20 protein-coding genes and 1 pseudogene are annotated in these 17,022 nt (G+C 44.9%); 12 read left to right on the top strand and 9 right to left on the bottom strand.

Features of this window, described 5'->3' with window-relative positions:
• Window positions 1-5: 5 nt before the first annotated feature.
• Together DX060_RS12180 and DX060_RS11690 are read right to left on the bottom strand one after the other, a co-directional pair.
• Entirely contained in the window at window positions 6-383 is a 378-nt protein-coding gene (locus DX060_RS12180; protein ID WP_350338546.1) for a hypothetical protein, read from the bottom strand.
• Window positions 384-722: 339 nt separating this feature from the next.
• A pseudogene (locus DX060_RS11690) lies at window positions 723-2,084 on the bottom strand (type III PLP-dependent enzyme domain-containing protein); the annotation flags it as partial.
• A 123-nt stretch (window positions 2,085-2,207) separates the two neighbouring features.
• On the opposite strand from DX060_RS11690, the gene DX060_RS09135 reads away from it, so the two are divergent.
• The 6 genes from DX060_RS09135 to DX060_RS09110 are packed head-to-tail and all read left to right on the top strand — an operon-like array spanning window position 2,208 to window position 6,912.
• A complete protein-coding gene (locus DX060_RS09135) occupies window positions 2,208-2,615 on the top strand; it encodes a hypothetical protein (RefSeq protein ID WP_115012152.1) in 408 nt (135 codons plus the stop codon).
• A gap of 12 nt (window positions 2,616-2,627) precedes the next feature.
• Complete coding sequence (locus DX060_RS09130) at window positions 2,628-3,308, top strand: sulfite exporter TauE/SafE family protein (protein ID WP_115012151.1); 681 nt, start codon at window positions 2,628-2,630, stop codon at window positions 3,306-3,308.
• 9 nt (window positions 3,309-3,317) lie between these two features.
• On the top strand, window positions 3,318-3,857 hold the full coding sequence (locus tag DX060_RS09125) for a D-glycero-alpha-D-manno-heptose-1,7-bisphosphate 7-phosphatase (protein ID WP_115012150.1): 540 nt from the start codon (window positions 3,318-3,320) through the stop codon (window positions 3,855-3,857).
• Window positions 3,858-3,866: 9 nt separating this feature from the next.
• A complete protein-coding gene (gene rfaD / locus DX060_RS09120) occupies window positions 3,867-4,928 on the top strand; it encodes an ADP-glyceromanno-heptose 6-epimerase (RefSeq protein WP_115012149.1) in 1,062 nt (353 codons plus the stop codon).
• Window positions 4,922-6,352 carry a D-glycero-beta-D-manno-heptose-7-phosphate kinase gene (rfaE1, locus tag DX060_RS09115; protein ID WP_115012148.1) on the top strand — a complete coding sequence of 477 codons (1,431 nt, stop codon included), beginning with the start codon at window positions 4,922-4,924 and terminating at the stop codon, window positions 6,350-6,352. Before rfaD ends, rfaE1 begins: the two co-directional genes overlap by 7 nt.
• A gap of 2 nt (window positions 6,353-6,354) precedes the next feature.
• Complete coding sequence (locus DX060_RS09110; protein WP_115012147.1) at window positions 6,355-6,912, top strand: D-sedoheptulose 7-phosphate isomerase; 558 nt, start codon at window positions 6,355-6,357, stop codon at window positions 6,910-6,912.
• A gap of 2 nt (window positions 6,913-6,914) precedes the next feature.
• On the opposite strand, the gene mnmL is transcribed toward DX060_RS09110, so the two are convergent.
• The 7 genes from mnmL to DX060_RS09075 form a co-directional block, all read right to left on the bottom strand.
• Window positions 6,915-7,871, bottom strand: a complete 957-nt coding sequence (mnmL, locus tag DX060_RS09105) for a tRNA modification radical SAM protein MnmL/YtqA (protein ID WP_258552330.1) — start codon at window positions 7,869-7,871, stop codon at window positions 6,915-6,917.
• 107 nt (window positions 7,872-7,978) lie between these two features.
• Window positions 7,979-9,409: an amidophosphoribosyltransferase gene (gene purF / locus DX060_RS09100; RefSeq protein ID WP_115012145.1), complete on the bottom strand. Its 1,431-nt coding sequence runs from the start codon at window positions 9,407-9,409 to the stop codon at window positions 7,979-7,981.
• A gap of 9 nt (window positions 9,410-9,418) precedes the next feature.
• Window positions 9,419-10,678: an ArsS family sensor histidine kinase gene (locus DX060_RS09095; RefSeq protein WP_115012144.1), complete on the bottom strand. Its 1,260-nt coding sequence runs from the start codon at window positions 10,676-10,678 to the stop codon at window positions 9,419-9,421.
• 18 nt (window positions 10,679-10,696) lie between these two features.
• A complete protein-coding gene (gene arsR, locus DX060_RS09090) occupies window positions 10,697-11,377 on the bottom strand; it encodes an acid response regulator transcription factor ArsR (protein ID WP_115012143.1) in 681 nt (226 codons plus the stop codon).
• A 225-nt stretch (window positions 11,378-11,602) separates the two neighbouring features.
• Window positions 11,603-12,343, bottom strand: a complete 741-nt coding sequence (locus DX060_RS09085) for an amino acid ABC transporter ATP-binding protein (protein WP_115012142.1) — start codon at window positions 12,341-12,343, stop codon at window positions 11,603-11,605.
• 18 nt (window positions 12,344-12,361) lie between these two features.
• The gene (locus tag DX060_RS09080; RefSeq protein WP_115012141.1) at window positions 12,362-13,021 is read right to left on the bottom strand and encodes an amino acid ABC transporter permease; all 660 of its coding nucleotides are present in this window, start codon (window positions 13,019-13,021) and stop codon (window positions 12,362-12,364) included.
• 8 nt (window positions 13,022-13,029) lie between these two features.
• Entirely contained in the window at window positions 13,030-13,725 is a 696-nt protein-coding gene (locus DX060_RS09075; protein ID WP_115012140.1) for an amino acid ABC transporter permease, read from the bottom strand.
• 13 nt (window positions 13,726-13,738) lie between these two features.
• On the opposite strand from DX060_RS09075, the gene DX060_RS12175 reads away from it, so the two are divergent.
• The 6 genes from DX060_RS12175 (at window position 13,739) to DX060_RS09060 (ending at window position 17,020) form a co-directional block, all read left to right on the top strand.
• Window positions 13,739-13,864 (top strand): hypothetical protein, encoded by a 126-nt coding sequence (locus tag DX060_RS12175; protein WP_258552282.1) that lies wholly within the window; start codon window positions 13,739-13,741, stop codon window positions 13,862-13,864.
• 9 nt (window positions 13,865-13,873) lie between these two features.
• Window positions 13,874-14,038, top strand: coding sequence for a hypothetical protein (locus DX060_RS11515; RefSeq protein ID WP_181814268.1), 165 nt, complete (start codon window positions 13,874-13,876; stop codon window positions 14,036-14,038).
• Between the two features lie 113 nt (window positions 14,039-14,151).
• Window positions 14,152-14,289, top strand: a complete 138-nt coding sequence (locus DX060_RS11510) for a hypothetical protein (protein ID WP_181814267.1) — start codon at window positions 14,152-14,154, stop codon at window positions 14,287-14,289.
• 113 nt (window positions 14,290-14,402) lie between these two features.
• Window positions 14,403-14,864, top strand: a complete 462-nt coding sequence (locus tag DX060_RS09070) for an adenine-specific methyltransferase EcoRI family protein (RefSeq protein WP_115012139.1) — start codon at window positions 14,403-14,405, stop codon at window positions 14,862-14,864.
• 62 nt (window positions 14,865-14,926) lie between these two features.
• On the top strand, window positions 14,927-15,832 hold the full coding sequence (locus DX060_RS09065; RefSeq protein WP_115012138.1) for an adenine-specific methyltransferase EcoRI family protein: 906 nt from the start codon (window positions 14,927-14,929) through the stop codon (window positions 15,830-15,832).
• 12 nt (window positions 15,833-15,844) lie between these two features.
• The gene (locus DX060_RS09060) at window positions 15,845-17,020 is read left to right on the top strand and encodes a GmrSD restriction endonuclease domain-containing protein (RefSeq protein WP_115012137.1); all 1,176 of its coding nucleotides are present in this window, start codon (window positions 15,845-15,847) and stop codon (window positions 17,018-17,020) included.
• Window positions 17,021-17,022: the final 2 nt, after the last annotated feature.

Genomic DNA, 17,022 nt, shown 5'->3' with positions numbered 1-17,022 from the left:
CAAAGCTACTTGCTAGAATCTAGCAGGGCTAGCTCATCTGCCACGCTTGCTTCAAAGCTCTCCCTAGGCTTAATCAGTCTCGCCCCATCAGCATAAATCCCCACTTCTGCTGGGCGCATTCTGGCATTATAGGTGCTAGCCATAGAGTAGCCATACGCCCCAGCATTGCTAAAGCCTAGCAATGCGCCATTGTGCAAGGGGGGCAGGGCGATATTTTTGCAAAAGGTGTCGCTGCTCTCACACACTGGTCCTACAATGTCAGCTTTTGGCATTGGCTTTGGCGTTGCATTTGAGCGATAAATCGTGGATTCTGCGGCGCGGGCTTGCTCATTATCGCCTAGATAAATCCCTTCGCCCGCGCCTTGAAAGCCACGATTTCTCATCTCAATTGCTGCCGCCTGCGGTTTTTTATCAAACACACTTTCTGCATTTTTCTCCAAAATCCTAGAATCCTTTGCTGGCTCGCTTAGAGTTGTGGCGGTGCTAGAATCCACTTTTTCTAAAGAAGCTACGCTTTGTGCTTGTGAGTTAGCGGAAGTTTCACAAGTGGATTCTAGAGTAGTATCCTCGCGGCAGGATTTTTGAGCTAAAAATGGGGCTTTGCAAGGCGATTCAAGGGATTTACCTTGCGTGGTAATGAGCGCAGAATCGCCGCCGCAATCGCCATTTTTAGCCAAAAAGCCAACGCGATCACTACAAGCCGAATTCTGTAAAATAATAGGCTGGTGATATGCACCATACAACGCCGGTCTCACAAGATCATTCATACCCGCATCGACAATGACAAATCGCTTTGACTCTGTGAGCTTCTGGCTAATGACTTGCGTAAGCAGCAGCCCACTATCGCCCACAATCCTTCTGCCCGGCTCGCAAATAATAGTCCAATCACAGCCACTAAGCGTGCTTAAAATGCCTTGCGCATAGCTATATAAATCAATAGGCTTTTCATCTTCATAGCGTATCCCAAGCCCCCCGCCGATGTCAAAAAAGCGCAGATTGACCCCAAGAGCTAGCAGCGAGCGCGCAAGATCAGCGATCTTACGCGCAGCTTGGGTGAGTGGCTCTAGATCTGTGAGCTGACTACCTATGTGAAAATGTATCCCCACAGGCTCTAAAAATGCGGATTTATGGGCGTAGAGATACATTTGCTTGGCACTCTCCATATCCACGCCAAATTTATTTTCGTGTAAGCCTGTGGAGATGTAGGGGTGGGTTTTGGCGTCGATATTAGGATTGACGCGGATAGAGATTCTGGCTTTTTTGGGGGATTCGGCTTGGCTTGGTTTTGGCGTTGCATTTCTAAAGAAACCTGCTTCGGCTTCGCCTTGCACCGCTGTCGCTGGTTTTGAGCGATAAATCGTGGATTCTGCGGCGCGGGCTTGCTCATTATCGCCTAGATAAATCCCTTCGCCCGCGCCTTGAAAGCCACGATTTCTCATCTCAACTGCTGCCGCCTGTGGCTCGCTCACATTTTGGGCGTTGCCACTAGAATCCACTTTTTTATTTGCGGCGGATTTTTCCAAACCGCCCTGTTTTTCTTCTTCAAGGATTCTAGGAATTGCGGTGGGGCTTGCGTAGTTTTTTGGGGATTTGGGGGCAGAGCTAGACTGATGGTCTGCGGTTGCCTCCAAATCCCCAAAATCTGCGGAATGACTACCCAAAGCCGAATCCACGAGCGATTTAGCTATCGCCTCTACACGCTTCAGCTCTTCAAACGACTCCACATTGATAAACAAAATCCCAAGCTCCAACGCTTCTTTTATCTCATCATCTTTTTTGCCCACACCAGAGAAGATGATTTTATACTTAGGGATTCCAGCTAGCAGTGCGCGCTTGACCTCGCCGATCGACACGCAGTCTGCCCCGCTGCCAAGCTCGGCTAAAAGGCGCAGGACGCTAAGGTTGGAGTTTGCTTTCAATGCGTAGCAAATAAGCGATTTACGCGCGTTAAAGGCTTGCTTAAAGCTAAGAAAATTGCGCTTGATTTGCTCCATATCATAGACATAAAGCGGTGTGCCATAAGTGTGTGCTAGCTCTTGTAGAAGCTGGATTCTCTCAGGGCTAAGGTGGCTTTTTGCAGTCATTATCTATCCTATTTGGTAAAACTTTGTGGCTATGCTACACGCGTAATGTTGCGAGTAAAACGACAAAAAATAAGCTAAAATTCTACCAAAATTATGAAAAGTTAGGTGTGTAAGGTCGAGTATATGGAAGAACTGCTCTTTTATCTTAGTTTGTTTATCTTTGTGATTTTAGCCTGCATTATTGTCGTAGCGCGTTTTAGCAAGCCCGCTCCTGTAAGGGACTCTAGCGATGAGTATGAGATCATCAATTTTGAGACAATGCTGTTGCCGCTTGAGTTTTCTTCTAGCTCAAATGATCAATTAGCCCAAGCTGTGGCAAAGATGTTTGAGCATTATGATGAGCTAGCGATGACCACCACGCAAAAGCGATTTTTCCTCTACTGCCTTAGCAAGCACCCAAATGTCCAAGCAGATCTCGTGCTACAAACGCTTGATGATATGAGCAATCTAAACCCTAGCATAGCCAAAGAGCTTGAAGCAAGTGTGAAAAAGGGGCTTGATAGGCGCGATCTAGTCAAGCGAATGGTCTAGCTAGATCTAGCAATGGAGCTAGTAGAATCCACTTTTATCCCGCTGTTTTTGGTATTTACTAGTGCGCTGGCATTGTCTTTGGGGCATTGCGTGGGTATGTGCGGAGGCATTGTGCTAGCTTTTACACAGATGAAAAAGCCTAGCTGGGTGGGGCATTTGGCATATAGTGTGGGGCGATTGTGTAGCTATGAGTGCATTGGCATAGGCTTTGCGCTGCTTGGCAGGGCATTTGCTCTAAGCTATGTGTGGCGTGAGTGGGCGAGCGTGCTTGTGGGGGTGCTGCTTATCATCTACGCGCTATGCTATGGCTTTTTCCCAAGGATCTTGCGCTTCTTAGAGCCAAAAGTGGATTCTAGGTGGCTTGGCAGGGCTTTTGGCACATTGCTGCATTCGCGCTCTTTATGGAGCTTTTTTGGCATTGGGGTGCTAAATGGCTTCCTGCCCTGTGGGCTGGTGTATTTTTTCGCTCTTTATACGCTAAATGAGCAGATTTTAGGGCTTAGTGGCGTGATGGGGGCGGTGTGTGTGATGGGGGTGTTTTGGCTAGGGAGCTTGCCTAGTATGCTAGGGCTAGGCACATTAGCTAGCGTGCTTCAAGCCTATCAAAAGCAGGCATTTTGGGTGAGTCTTGTGGCGATGCTAGGGCTTGGTTTATGGAATATTTATACAGGCATTACTATAATGCAGGGCTAAAGGAGTGTGATGAAAAAGGCGGTGTTTTTTGACAGAGATGGCGTGATCAATAAAGATCTAGGCTATGTGTATAGGCAAGAAGACTTTGTCTTTAATGATGGTATTTTTGATGCGCTGCGCTTTTGCAAGGAGCAGGGATTCTTGCTTTTTGTCATAACAAATCAAAGCGGCATAGGCAGGGGATACTACACGCTAGATGATTTCCGCGCGATCACTACATATATGCAAAATGAGCTAAAAAAGAAGCTTGGCTTTGGCTTTGATAGTATCTACTTCTGCCCCCATACAGAAGAAGAAGACTGCCTATGCCGCAAGCCTAGAGCTGGTATGATAGACCAAGCCAAAAAGGACTATGATCTAAAGCTTACTGAGTGCTTTATCATCGGTGATAAAATCACTGATATGCAAGCAGGGCAAGCAGGTGGGATCCGCCATAAACTCCTTGTAGGCAAGCTCCCTAAAGAACGCTTCGCCAAAATTGATCATCTCCACATAATCCCAAACACCTTGGCAATTTGCGAGAGTATGCAAACTATCCTTTCTATATAGGAGTGTAAAATGTCTATCCCCAATCCAAAAATCCCCGAGCATTTGCTCCCTGATCTAGCTGGCAAGAGTATCCTTATCACCGGTGGCGCGGGCTTTATCGGCAGCTCACTTGCTGCTTACTTCCAAGCCCATCATAAAGATACGCGCATAATCGTGCTAGATAAATTCCGCGATGGCGAGTGCTTCCCAAGTGGGAATCCCACTTCACTAGGGCATTTTAAAAATCTCTTAGGTTTTAATGGCGATGTGCTAGCCCTTGATATTACCAAAGGCTTAGAGATTTTAGAGAAAATCCACTTTGACTATGTCTTCCACCAAGCTGCCATAAGCGATACCACTGTAAGCAATCAAAAGCTAATGATAGAGACCAATCACCACGCGTTTTTAGAGCTTTTGCATATCACGCTACAAAAGGGCGCGAAGATGATTTATGCAAGCTCGGCAGGCACTTATGGCAACACGCCTGCCCCAAATATCATAGGCTCTGGTGAGAATCCAGAAAATATCTATGGCTACTCCAAATTGCTTATGGATAATAGTGTGCGTAAAATCCTAGCAGACGCTCCAAGCACGCCAATCGTGGGGCTGCGCTACTTCAATGTCTATGGCAGGAGAGAATTTTACAAGGGCAAAACCGCTTCGATGATTTTGCAGCTAGGCTTACAGGCGATACATTCTGGGCGTGTTAGGCTCTTTGAGTTTGGTGAGCAGATGAGAGATTTTGTGTATATCGATGATGTGGTAGCGGCAAATGTGCTAGCGATGAATGCGCAAAAAGGCGGGATCTATAATGTGGGCTTTGGGGTAAGCCGTAGCTTTAATGACATTATTGCGATTTTGCGCAAGGAGCTAGCTGCCCTAAGTGCGCATAAAAATCTAGCACCCCTAGGGGATTTCACGCTTGAATATATCAAAAACCCTTACACATTTTTCCAAACCCACACCCAAGCAGACATCACGCAAACAACCAGCGATCTAGGCTATACCCCAGCATATAGCCTAGAAGATGGCATAAAAGACTATATACAGGCAATTTATGCCCTATCTCAAGCAAAGGACTTGCTATGCTAAGACTGCATAATAAAACCCCTAGAATCCTTGTCATAGGGGATTTGATGGTAGATCACTATATCTGGGGGTCGTGTAATAGAATCTCCCCAGAAGCTCCTGTGCAAGTAGTCAATGTCAAGACCGAGAGCAATCGCCTAGGTGGGGCGTGCAATGTAGGGGCAAACCTTAACGCCCTTGGGGCAAGGGTGAGTATGTGTGGGATCATCGGTGATGATAGCTTAGGCAAATGGCTTGTTGGCGAGCTAGATCGGCTAGGGATTGATGTCTCTTACATTATCCCAACTAATCGCCCCACCACGCAAAAAAGTAGGATTCTAATCTCTCATCAGCAAGTTTTGCGTGTCGATAGGGAAGAATCCACCCCCATAACGCCCCAGCTAGAAGATGAGCTATTTGAGCTGCTATGCCATAAGCTGCATAATTTTGATGCCATTATTGTGAGCGATTATGCTAAGGGCTTGCTTACTCCAAGTTTCACAAAGCGGATCATCAGCCTTGCTAGAAGCTGCAATCGCCTTGTGCTTGTTGATCCAAAGGGGAGCGATTATGCCAAATACAAAAACGCCACACTACTGACGCCAAATAAGCTTGAAGCAAGCCTTGCTACACAGATACAAATCACTGATGATACAAGTCTAAAAGCTGCGATGAAAAAGCTCCAAGCTCTATGCAAGCTTGATATTTGCTTGGTTACACTTAGTGAAGATGGGATTGCTATTTTGCGTGATGATAGCCTAGTCAAATCCCCCACCATTGCTAAAGAAGTCTATGATGTAACAGGGGCTGGAGATACGGTTATAGCTGCCTTAGCCTTTGGGCTTAGCAGTGGGCTTGATATTTATCAAGCAAGTGATTTTGCCAATGCGGCTGCGGCGGTGGTGATCGGCAAGATCGGTAGTGCGAGCGCAAGCTTGAGTGAGATTATAAGCTTTTTGCACGATGGGGTATATGCGGATTCTAAGGTCATCAGCCAGCAAGAGTTACACGCACTGCTAAAGAGCCTACACGAGAAAAAGATCATATTCACCAATGGCTGCTTTGATATTTTGCACGCGGGGCATATTTCGTATTTGCAAAAGGCAAGGGAGCTTGGGGATGTGCTAATCGTGGGGCTAAATAGTGATAGCTCGGTGAAAAGGCTAAAGGGCGAGAGCCGCCCCATAATCCCCCAAGAAGATCGCGCCGCAGTGCTAGCTGGGCTAGAGTGCGTGGATTTTGTCGTGATCTTTGAAGAGGACACGCCTTTAGAGCTTATTAAGCTCATTAAGCCTGCTGTGCTTGTAAAAGGCGCGGACTACACGGGCAAAGAGGTTGTAGGCAGTGAGTTTGCTAAAGAAGTCAAGCTCATAGAGTTTGTGCAGGGCAGATCTAGCACAAGTATTATTGAAAAAATCCGCTCACACACACCATCACACAAGGAGTAAGAATGCAGAGCTTTATCCATAATGAAATCACTGAGAGTATCGCCACACTGCAAGCCACGCTTGCATTACAGCCACAAATCGAGCAAGTAGCAAGGAAGCTTAAGGCGGTGTTAGATTCTGGCGGGAAAATTATCGCCTTTGGCAATGGTGGCAGCGCGGCAGATGCGCAGCATTTTGCCGCGGAGCTTAGTGGGCGGTATAAAAAGGAGCGCAAAGCCTTGGCTGGGATTTCTATCACCACAGATACTTCAGCACTCACTGCCATAGGCAATGACTATGGGTTTGAGTTTGTGTTTTCTCGTCAAGTCGAAGCACTTGCGCACAAAGGGGACGCGCTCTTTGGCATTAGCACAAGTGGGAATTCTGCTAATGTGCTAAAAGCCTTTGAAGTAGGGCAAAAGCTTGGCTGCTACTGCGTGGGGCTAAGTGGCAAGGGTGGAGGCAAGATGAATGAGCTTAGTGAAAATCTCGTAATCCCAAGTGATAATACCCCTAGAATCCAAGAAGCCCATATCCTTGTGATCCATAGTATTTGCGGACTACTTGAAATGGATTATTAGGCTTAATACTCCACGCCGATCTCTCGCAGTCTTTCACGCAAAAGGCGCATTTGGATATTTTTGTCAAAGCACCATTTAGGTGCGAGCAAGCTCTCTTCGTGCGCACCAGCACTAATGCGGTGGATCACCACTTCAGGCGGGAGTATTTGGATAGATTTGATGATTAAATCCGCATAGGATTCTAAGTCGATTGGGATATAGCGATTAGCGTGATACATACGCGCTAAAGGTGTGCCTTCTATGACATAGAGCGGGTGGATTTTAATGCCATCAATCCCCCACTCAAGCACCTTTTGTAAAGAGTGTAGCATCATCTCGCTATCTTCACCCGGTAGCCCATAGATTAAATGCGCGCATACTTTGATCCCACTTGCTCTTGTTGCAGCAAATAGCTCTTTGATCCCCTTGCTTGTGTGGGCGCGATTGATCTTGCGCAAAGTTTCATCAAAGACTGATTGCACCCCATACTCCAGCCAGATCTCCGCGCCATTTTTGACAAACTTCCCTAGCATAGCAAGCACCCTAGAATCCACACAATCCACGCGCGTGCCGATACTTAGCCCCACGACATTAGCAAAGCCCAAAGCCTTGCTAAAAAGAGCTTGCAAGGTCTCTAAAGGCGCGTAGGTGTTGGTATAAGATTGGAAATACACCATATATTTTTGCACGCTAAATTTGCGCTTGTGAAATTCTGTATGCCACAAAAATTGCTCTTCTAGCTGGCTTAGCTGCTTAGGCAGCAAGGGGTTTGTGGAGAGATTTGGACGCATTGTGGGGCTAGAATCCACTTTTGGCACTTTGATCGCACTTGGCGAGAAGCTCTCATTGCAGCAGTAGATACAGCCGCCTTTAGCCAGTGTGCCATCGATATTAGGGCAGGTGAAGCCTTGCAGGGTTATGGGGATTTTACGCACGCGCTGCCCAAAGCGTGCCTTGAAATATCGCCCAAGCGTTAGCAGCTCTCTAGCTTGCAAGAGTGTGTGTGGCGAGACTTGGGATTGGTCAAAAGTGGATTCTAGGCTACGAGAGCGCGCAGAGTCAAAAGTGGATTCTAGCATCGCTGGGATTATCGCTTATAGATAGAATCCACATAGCAGCCATCAAAGCAGGCTTGGCAGTAGGAGAGCTTTTCTTGCTTTGGCTTGCCTACTACCGCGCTAGATTCTATGCTTTTTTGTAAGCCTTCTAGGGATAAAAAGCCTAGATAATCTGCGCCGATGAAGCTCTGCACTTCCTTTAAGCTATGGCTTGCACAGATTAGCTGCTCTTTTTCTGGGGTATCTACACCATAGTAGCAAGGAGCGATTGTGGGGGGCGCGGAGATTAGTAGGTAGATTTTACGCGCACCGGCTTGGCGCAGGATTTTGATGATTTGCTTGCTTGTGGTGCCTCGCACCAAAGAGTCATCAATCACGATAATATCTCTGCCTTTGATGAGTCCGGCTATGGGGTTTAATTTAAGCTTTACTTTTAGCTCCCTTGCTTGTTGCGTTGGCTCGATGAAGGTCCGCCCTACATAGTGATTGCGGATAATGCCTAGCTCAAAGTCTATGCCACTTTCTTTCGCATAGCCTAGGGCTGCTGCCACGCCAGAGTCTGGCACCGGGATCACCATATCAGCTTTGAGCTTATGCTCTTTTGCTAGCTGCTTGCCGAGATTTTTACGCACTTCATAGACATTGCGCGAGAATACCACGCTATCAGGACGCGCGAAATACACATACTCAAACACGCAGGGAAATGGCGTGGGGGCTTTGTAGTGATAGGATTTGTAGGTGGGGTTTGTCGCGCTTTTTTCAAAGACTAGCATTTCTCCGGGCTCAATATCGCGCACAAACTGCGCACCGATTAGATCAAAAGCACTCGTCTCGCTTGCCACAATGTAGCCTTGCGTGCCATCGTCATTTTCTATCTTGCCTAGGCTTAAGGGGCGCAAGCCATAGGGATCACGGATAGCAAACATCTTGGTGCGCGATAAAATCACTAGGGCAAACGCGCCATCGATTTGGCAGATGGATTCTATAATGCGCTCACTTAGCGTGGCACGCTGGGATTTGGCGATTAGGTGGATTAGCACTTCTGTATCAAGGTGGCTTTGGAAGATTGAGCCTTGTATGGTGAGATCATCGCGCAGTATATCGGCGTTGGTGAGATTGCCATTGTGGGCGATAGCGATTTGCCCAAGGGAATAGCGAGCGAAAATAGGCTGACACTCATTGATACTATCTTCGCCTGCGGTGGAGTAGCGATTGTGCCCGATAGCAGCAAAGCCCGTGAGATTTGCCAAAATCTCTGGCTCAAAGACTTGGGTTACAAGTCCGTTGTTTTTATATAGGGAGATTTTTTGGGCATTGCTTACGGCTATCCCGCTGGCTTCTTGCCCTCTGTGCTGCATAGCAAATAGCCCATAGTAAGCTAGGATATTGGCATTTGGCGCATTATACACGCCAACGACCGCGCATTTTTCTTTAAAATCTGCTAGTTTTGATGGACACATAATGACTCCTTAAGTGTGGTGGATAGGCAGAGGGCAAAAACTCTCGATAATGCAGCCCTCGATAGTAAAACTATTGACCCCATCACTATGCGTGTAAGTGATATTAAAATTTTGCGCATCAAGGGTGTTTTTGATGATATACATTCCAAGTCCAAAGCCCTGCGAGCTAGGCTTGGTAGAGTCCTTGAAGTAGGGCTTGCAGTAGTCTTCAAAGGGCATTGTAAGTGGTGCGCCGTAGTTAGAGATGATGAGATTGCGTCCATCGGATTCTAGGGATACTTTGCCATCGGTGCTGTATTTAATGGCATTATCGATGAGGTTTTTTACTGACATTGCAAAGAGATCAAAATCAGCTTTGATTAGGTCATTGGGGCAGTGGTTTGCTATGGGAGAGCATTCTAGCCTATCAATGAGAAGCATTTTTTCTACATAGCTTACAAGCTCTTGCACGCTAAATTCACTTTTTTGGAGATTGTAATTGTGCGAAGAGAGCTGCTCGATTTTGGCAAATTCATCGATTAGGAAATTTAGCCGATCAAAGGCAGAGACTAGGCGTTGCTTTTGCGTGGGGTTTTCTACCATTTCAGCAGTGATTCTGCCCTTGGTGATGGGGGTCTTTAGCTCGTGCATAATGGAGCGCAAAAAAAGCGTGCGAGAATTATTAAGCGCATTTATGCGCTTAATCGCTTTGTGAAACTCGTTTGCAAGCTCGCCTATCTCATCTTTTTGCGGGATCCTGCAATCTACCTGCACATCGCCTTTGGCAAATTTCCTAATCTGTCTGCGTAGATAAATCATCGGCAGCAGTGAGCGTATCACTAGGGCAAAAAGTAGCACCAAAATCACTGATCCTATTAAAATGACTAAGTAGTAATTAACATAAAAACTACGCATAGAATCCTTATATAAATACACTTCGCCCTCACTCACGACCAAGATCAGCAAATCATCTTGGATCTCCACAGATCGCAGAAAGATCCCGGGCGTGTCATAGGGGATCGGGATTGATTGGATAATGGCTTGGCGCAAGCGATTGTCGTTGATTTGTATAAAGCCCACTTCTTTTAGGTAGTTTTGTATGGTTTCAAGGTTGTTTTCTTGGGAGATTATGCGGTTAAAGACAATGCTGATTTTCTCGTATTTTTCTTTTTCATTAGTATTATCATATCGCTCGGCTTGAAATTTTAAGAAGTAAAATGAAAAGGCAAAAAAACTCCCCATAGCAAACAAAAATAGCATAGAGATTTTAAAAAATATTGAGTGTTTCATAGAGTAGGGGCGTGGCGTTTAAAATTCAAGCTTATAGCCCACACCACGCACAGAGATGATATGCTTTGGCTTTTTGGGGTCATCTTCGATTTTGGCACGCAGTCGCCCGATGATCACATCAATGCTTTTATTAGAGCTTTCTGGGTTTATGGATTCGGATTCTATGGCGATGGCTTCACGGGTAAAGACATTGCCCTTTTTGCTAATGAGCAGTGTCAAAATCTCGTATTCTGCGCGAGTGAGACTAAGCTTTTTATCGTGGAAGTAGATTTCACGGCTATTTTTATCGATACGGAAAGTTGGGCTTGCTTCTTTGATCTCATCTTTTTGGGGTTTGTTGTTGTAGCGGCGCAGGAGTGATTGGATCCTAGCTAGAAGCTCTTTGGGGTCATAGGGCTTTGGCAGATAGTCATCAGCCCCACTCTCTAATGCCCGCACTTTGTCATCGACATCACTACGAGCTGAAGAGATGATAATGGGGATATTTTTTTGCTTGGCGACTCGCTTGCACACTTCAAGCCCATCAAGATTAGGCAGAGTCAAATCAAGCAGCAATAGATCAAAATGCTTGGCATTGATCGCGCTCATACCAGTGTAGGGCTCATCATAGCTTGTTACATTTATGTCGTGTTGGGAGAGATACTCGCTCAAAATCTCTGCAAGCTCTACATCATCTTCTATCATCAAGACTTCTAGCATAGTATTCCTTTGGATAGCTATTGTGGGGCGTATCGTATCAAAAATAGTTTAAATAATGGATAAAGATTTGCAAAGAGTGAAAGAGAAGGGCTACTGCTGGAGGGGGGTGCAGTAGCCCAAGTAGCGCAGCTTTGGAGGGGATAAGCTACGCTACTGCCTTAAAGGCGAGCGGATTGTAGCGAGTTTTGGTAAATATGGCTAGAATCCAGCTCTTGCTAGGCTGCGTTAGTGGGATTTGCGCTTGAAGTCAAATGTATGGAGAAATTTGCGTGCGCGCTCGGTGGCAGGATTGGTGAAAAACTCATTAGGCGTGCTTTCTTGCACGATCTTCCCAGAATCCAAAAACACGATTTTATCGCTCACCGCCTTGGCAAAGCCCATTTCGTGCGTTACGATCATCATCGTCATACCAGAATCTGCTAGCTCTAATATCACATCAAGCACCTCTCTTACCATTTCTGGATCAAGTGAGGCGGTTACTTCATCAAAGAGCATAAGCTTTGGGTTCATACACAATGCCCGCACGATCGCTACGCGCTGCTTTTGCCCGCCGCTTAGCTCCTTGGGGTAGTGGCGTGATTTGGATTCTAGTCCTACGCGCTTTAGCAGGCTTTTGGCTTGGTCTAGCACTTCATCGCGCGCGCGTTTTTGCACCTTTATGGGTCCTAGCATAATGTTTTCTTCTACGCTTAAGTGTGGGAATAGCTCATAGTTTTGAAACACCATACCAATGTCTTGGCGCACCTTTGTGTAGTCTGTGTGCTTGGTGTTGATCTGCTTGGATTCTAGGTAGATCTCGCCTTTTTGCGTGGATTCTAGTCCGTTGATACAGCGCAGAAGCGTGGATTTGCCGCAGCCGCTAGGTCCTAGCAGAGTCAGCACGCAGCCTTTCTCAAGCTTTAGCGTGATGTCATCTAGCACAAGATGATTGCCATAAGATTTGCATAAATGTGTGATTTGAAGCATTTAGTGATCCTTTAGATTCTAGGCTTTGGCGCGATTTTCTAGGGATTTGGCTAGGCGTGAGAGCGGAAAGCACATCGCAAAATACCCCACAAGCAATGCGCCATATACGCTAAAAGCCGCAGTGGGGATAGAGCGGTTGGCTTCGATGATCTGGCGACCGACTTGTAGCATATCGGCAATACCGATGAAAAGCAAAAGAGCGGTTGTCTTAATCATACGGGTAAAGAGATTGATAAGCCCGGGCAAAAGTCTTTTGCTAGCAATGGGCAAGATGATGAAAATCTGTGCTTGCAGTGGCGATAGCCCAAGGGATAGGGCAGATTCTCTTTGATGTTTATCGACACTTGATAATGCCCCTCGCACGAGATCTGCCATCTCCGCTCCACCCCAGAAGCTAAAGACTAGCACCGCTACGGCGATGTTTGATAGGCTTATATGGAGGAGTTGCGGCAAGCCAAAGTAGCAGACATACAGCAAGGCTAGAATAGGGATAATGCGCACCGATTCTAAATAGAGCTTGCACACTATGCGCAAGATCATAAAGCGCGATAGCATCATAAACCCCACAACTATGCCAATGACAATCGAGCAAGCAATCGCCACAAGCGCGATAGAAAAGCTCACCCCAAGCCCCTGTAATAAACGCAAAAGATTATTCCCAGCAAATAACACTTCCATAGCTATCCTTATAGTCGTTTTTGCAAATGCGCTTCTAGCGCGCTTGCTGCTAGCGATATGGGCAAAAGTATCGCGATATATACGATAAGCAGCATACTCAATGCCTCGTAAGTTTTGCCATATAGATCAATAATATCTTTGCTAATGTATAAAATATCTGCTAGTGCCAAAATCCCAACGACAGAAGTTTCTTTGATGAGGAAGATGACATTTGCCGTGATCCCGGGCAGGGCTACACCTAGGGCTTGGGGCAAGACTACAAAGCGCAGTATCCCAAAGCGCGATAGCCCTATGCTAAGGGCGGATTCTACTTGGGCTTTGTGGATACTACTAAGCCCTGCGCGAAAGCTCTCGCACATATACCCACCCCCTAGAAATGCAAGTGCTGAAGTCGCGCAAGTAAAGGCAGAGAGCGTTATGCCAACTTTTGGCAAAGCAAAGTAGAGGAAAAAGAGCTGGATAAGCAAGGGGGTATTTCGCGCAAGCTCGACATAGCTTGTGATAAGCGCGTGTAAAGCCCGCAGGAAAAAGGCTTTTATCTTGCTACTATGGGCGATCTCACGCTCACACTCCACAAGCACGCAAGCACACACAAGCCCGATGATGATAGCTAGGGCAATACCGCAAAATGATATTTCAAGTGTCAGGATCACGCCGCTTGTAAAAAGCCCGATATGCTCCCACATAAACGCAAAATCAAGCATAATCTCTCCTTGAATGCTTGCTGAAGTGTCTAAGCTTAAAGCGCGCGATTATAGCATAAGTGGCATAGCGCAGTGCCTAGAATCCACTTTTGCAAACGCGCAAAAAGTGGATTCTAGGGGGTGGGCGATTCAGTCTTGAGTGAGCAATGTGGCAGTGTTGCAGCTTATGGCAAAGGCACGAACGCTAAGTTTGCTAACCTTTACCATAAGCCGCAAAGCTACCGCAGCCCCACCGCAATGCTTAGAATCGTGCGGCAGTAAAACAGGTTTTGTAAAGCAAACCAAGCTTTTTGAAGTAAAACAGGCTTTGTGAAAACGCCTGTTTCCGTCATCGCGAGCCGATGAGATCGGCGTGGCAATCCATAAGCAAGGCGCAACCGCGCTTCTTTAGTAATCCATAGACAATAAAACGCATAATCACAAAAAGTGGATTCTAGTGACGCTAAAAATCTACACCAGCAAGCCAACTCGCCCTATCTGTCATCGCGAGCCTTGTGCCAACAAGGCGTGGCGATCCATAACAAAACGCGGATTCTAGGATTAGGCTTTGTGGTGGGGGGATAGTAAATAAGATTTTTAATTGTATGATAAATATCAATGCAATAAAGCCAAACTTAAAACAAACAAGATAGAATCCACTTTTACACGATTTACGCAAACAAACTTAAGGTTACACAATGGCAAAAACAAAAGTAGCAAACACCAATCTCCACGATGCAAAGAAAAATAAAAAAGATGAGTTCTACACGCAACTAAGCGATATAGAAAACGAGCTGCAACACTACAAAGAGCATTTCAAAGATAAAATCGTCTATTGCAACTGCGATGACCCACTGCAAAGTGCCTTTTTTGAATACTTTTTCAAAAATTTCAAATGGCTTGACTTAAAGGCTCTTATCACCACTTGCTATAAAAGTCAAAATTACAGAGAAGTAAGCACAGAAGATTCCCCCAAAAAAGCCTATGCGATAAAGATCCACAGAGATGATGTGATAAAAGATGAGCTAATAAACCCACAAAAGCACTCCATTGATGATGTAGATAAAGTTTTATCATCAATGCACCCACTTAAACAAGTAGAAGCCGTTCTCTCTCTCTCTCTCTCTCTAATAGCCAAACACAATCACAAGAAACACTAAAAGCCTTTGAAGCTAATAAACATAAGCTTTTTGAAAATTTTAGAGCCGAGCTAGAATCTGGACTGCCCAAAGAATCCACACAAAACAAAAGCAAAAAATCCTATAAACAGCCTAGCCTTTTCCCACTTGATGAAGATAAAGGGCTAAATAATGCAGGGGATTTTAGAAGCAAAGACTGCATAGAGCTGCTTAAACTTGCAGATATTGTGGTAACAAATCCGCCTTTTTTACTTTTCCGTGAGTATGTCGCACAATTAGTGGAGTATGGAGAGAAAAAGAAAAAAGAGAGTGGGAAAGAATTAAATTTTGTGATATTGGGAAATCAAAACGCTATTACCTATAAAGAAATTTTTAAACTCATTAAAGAAAATAAGCTGTGGCTGGGCAGGACTTTATCTTATGCTGCTTTTAAAGTGCCAAACTACTATGAAGAAAGAAGCAATAGATTTTGGATTGATGAAAATGGGCAGAAGTGGCGAAGTTTTGGCAATATTTGTTGGTTCACAAATTTAACACATAAAAAACGCAATGAAATTTTAGAAACTATCGCTAGTTACAAAAAGAATCCAGAGCAATACCCAAAGTATGATAATTATGACGCTATCAATGTGGATAAAACTATTGAGATTCCGCTAGATTATGATGGGGTTATGGGCGTGCCGATAACTTTCTTAGATAAACATAATCCTAAGCAGTTTGAAATAGTGGCTTTGGGGATAGTTGGTTCGGTAGATTTTACTTGTAATAAAAAAATGGAAGTTTTGGATAAGTTTGGCAATAGCACAGGAAAATTTACTTTTAATGCTAAAGGCACACTTTATAGAAAGTTTAACCCACACACTGACAAAACTCCAGCTTTTAAGGATTGTGAAAGTGGAGAGCTTTATTCTAGCATTTACGCCAGAATCCTAATCCGCAAAATCGCTGAAGTCGATGAGCTAAGAAAACTTGAATTTGAAAAAATGTAATAAGGAGCAACAATGCAAATAGACAAAACAGAAATCAAAATAAAAGAGCTAATAGCAGGATACACAAGAGATGAGGAGAGTAGCCAAATAGTCGCCTATGCAGATTCTAGCGGAGTAGCAAGGCTTAACATACGCCCCAAATATCAAAGGGAGTTTGTGTATAAAGAAGCCCAAAGAAATGCCGTGATAGATACGATACTAAAGGGCTTTCCTTTAAATATAATGTATTGGGTGAAAAATGTGGATTCTAGTGCGGAGTGTGAATATGAAGTGCTAGATGGACAGCAAAGAACTATAAGTATATGCGAGTATGTTAAAGGGAGCTTTTCTGTGCTGTGGAATGATAAATCGCAGTATTTTCATACCTTATCCAAAGACTTGCAAGAGAAGTTTTTAGACTACAAGCTTAATGTGTATGTGTGTCAGGGGAGTGATAGCGAGAAGCTAGAGTGGTTTAAGACTATCAATATCGCAGGAGAGACACTAACTAACCAAGAGCTAAGAAATGCAGTATATGCGAGTGTGTGGCTAAGTGATGCAAAGAGACGATTTTCTAAGCCTAATGGACTAGCGGTGCTAAAGGGAGCTAAATATCTAAATGGCAGTGCATTGCGACAAGAAGTTTTAGAGAGTGCTATTGCTTGGATAGTGGATTCTAGGAAAGATGAAAAGATTTGCGAGTATATGGCTAAAAATGCCATAGATTCTAAAAATGCTGATGAGCTGTGGGAGTATTTTGCAAAGGTGATAGACTGGGTGGAGATGAAGTTTGAAAAATATCGCAAAGAGATGAAAGGGCTTGAATGGGGGCTTTTGTATAACCTCTATAAAGATAAGCCACTAGATGCTAAAGAGCTAGAATCTAAAATTATAGAGCTTATGCAAGATGATGAAGTGGGGAATAAAAAGGGCGTGTATCCATACTTGCTAAGTGGTGATAAGAAGCATTTAAGTCTAAGGGCATTTAGTGAGAGTGTAAAAAGGGCGGTGTATGAGAGGCAAGGGGGCGTGTGTGCAAATAGCGATGGGCATATAAAGGGCGTGAAATGCCCTAACGAAAAGCAAAAGCTTGATATTGAGCAAATGGAGGCAGATCATATAGTGCCTTGGAGCAAAGGCGGAAAAACGGAGAAAGAAAATTGTCAAATGCTGTGTGTAAAGTGTAATAGGGCAAAGAGTGCTAAGTAGAT

Origin of the sequence: Helicobacter canis (assembly GCF_900451095.1) — a bacterium.
GTDB classification, from domain to species: Bacteria; Campylobacterota; Campylobacteria; order Campylobacterales; family Helicobacteraceae; genus Helicobacter_B; species Helicobacter_B zhangjianzhongii.
The sequence above is the reverse complement of the archived record's forward strand: the minus strand, read 5'-3'. Positions and strand labels throughout refer to the sequence as shown.

Coding starts and splice junctions, on each gene's coding strand:
- DX060_RS12180 (WP_350338546.1), bottom strand. CDS start 383: ATGAGAAATCGTGGCTTTCAAGGCGCGGGCGAAGGGATTTATCTAGGC.
- DX060_RS09135 (WP_115012152.1), top strand. CDS start 2,208: ATGGAAGAACTGCTCTTTTATCTTAGTTTGTTTATCTTTGTGATTTTA.
- DX060_RS09130 (WP_115012151.1), top strand. CDS start 2,628: ATGGAGCTAGTAGAATCCACTTTTATCCCGCTGTTTTTGGTATTTACT.
- DX060_RS09125 (WP_115012150.1), top strand. CDS start 3,318: ATGAAAAAGGCGGTGTTTTTTGACAGAGATGGCGTGATCAATAAAGAT.
- rfaD (WP_115012149.1), top strand. CDS start 3,867: ATGTCTATCCCCAATCCAAAAATCCCCGAGCATTTGCTCCCTGATCTA.
- rfaE1 (WP_115012148.1), top strand. CDS start 4,922: ATGCTAAGACTGCATAATAAAACCCCTAGAATCCTTGTCATAGGGGAT.
- DX060_RS09110 (WP_115012147.1), top strand. CDS start 6,355: ATGCAGAGCTTTATCCATAATGAAATCACTGAGAGTATCGCCACACTG.
- purF (WP_115012145.1), bottom strand. CDS start 9,409: ATGTGTCCATCAAAACTAGCAGATTTTAAAGAAAAATGCGCGGTCGTT.
- DX060_RS09095 (WP_115012144.1), bottom strand. CDS start 10,678: ATGAAACACTCAATATTTTTTAAAATCTCTATGCTATTTTTGTTTGCT.
- arsR (WP_115012143.1), bottom strand. CDS start 11,377: ATGCTAGAAGTCTTGATGATAGAAGATGATGTAGAGCTTGCAGAGATT.
- DX060_RS09085 (WP_115012142.1), bottom strand. CDS start 12,343: ATGCTTCAAATCACACATTTATGCAAATCTTATGGCAATCATCTTGTG.
- DX060_RS09080 (WP_115012141.1), bottom strand. CDS start 13,021: ATGGAAGTGTTATTTGCTGGGAATAATCTTTTGCGTTTATTACAGGGG.
- DX060_RS09075 (WP_115012140.1), bottom strand. CDS start 13,725: ATGCTTGATTTTGCGTTTATGTGGGAGCATATCGGGCTTTTTACAAGC.
- DX060_RS12175 (WP_258552282.1), top strand. CDS start 13,739: ATGCTTGCTGAAGTGTCTAAGCTTAAAGCGCGCGATTATAGCATAAGT.
- DX060_RS09070 (WP_115012139.1), top strand. CDS start 14,403: ATGGCAAAAACAAAAGTAGCAAACACCAATCTCCACGATGCAAAGAAA.
- DX060_RS09060 (WP_115012137.1), top strand. CDS start 15,845: ATGCAAATAGACAAAACAGAAATCAAAATAAAAGAGCTAATAGCAGGA.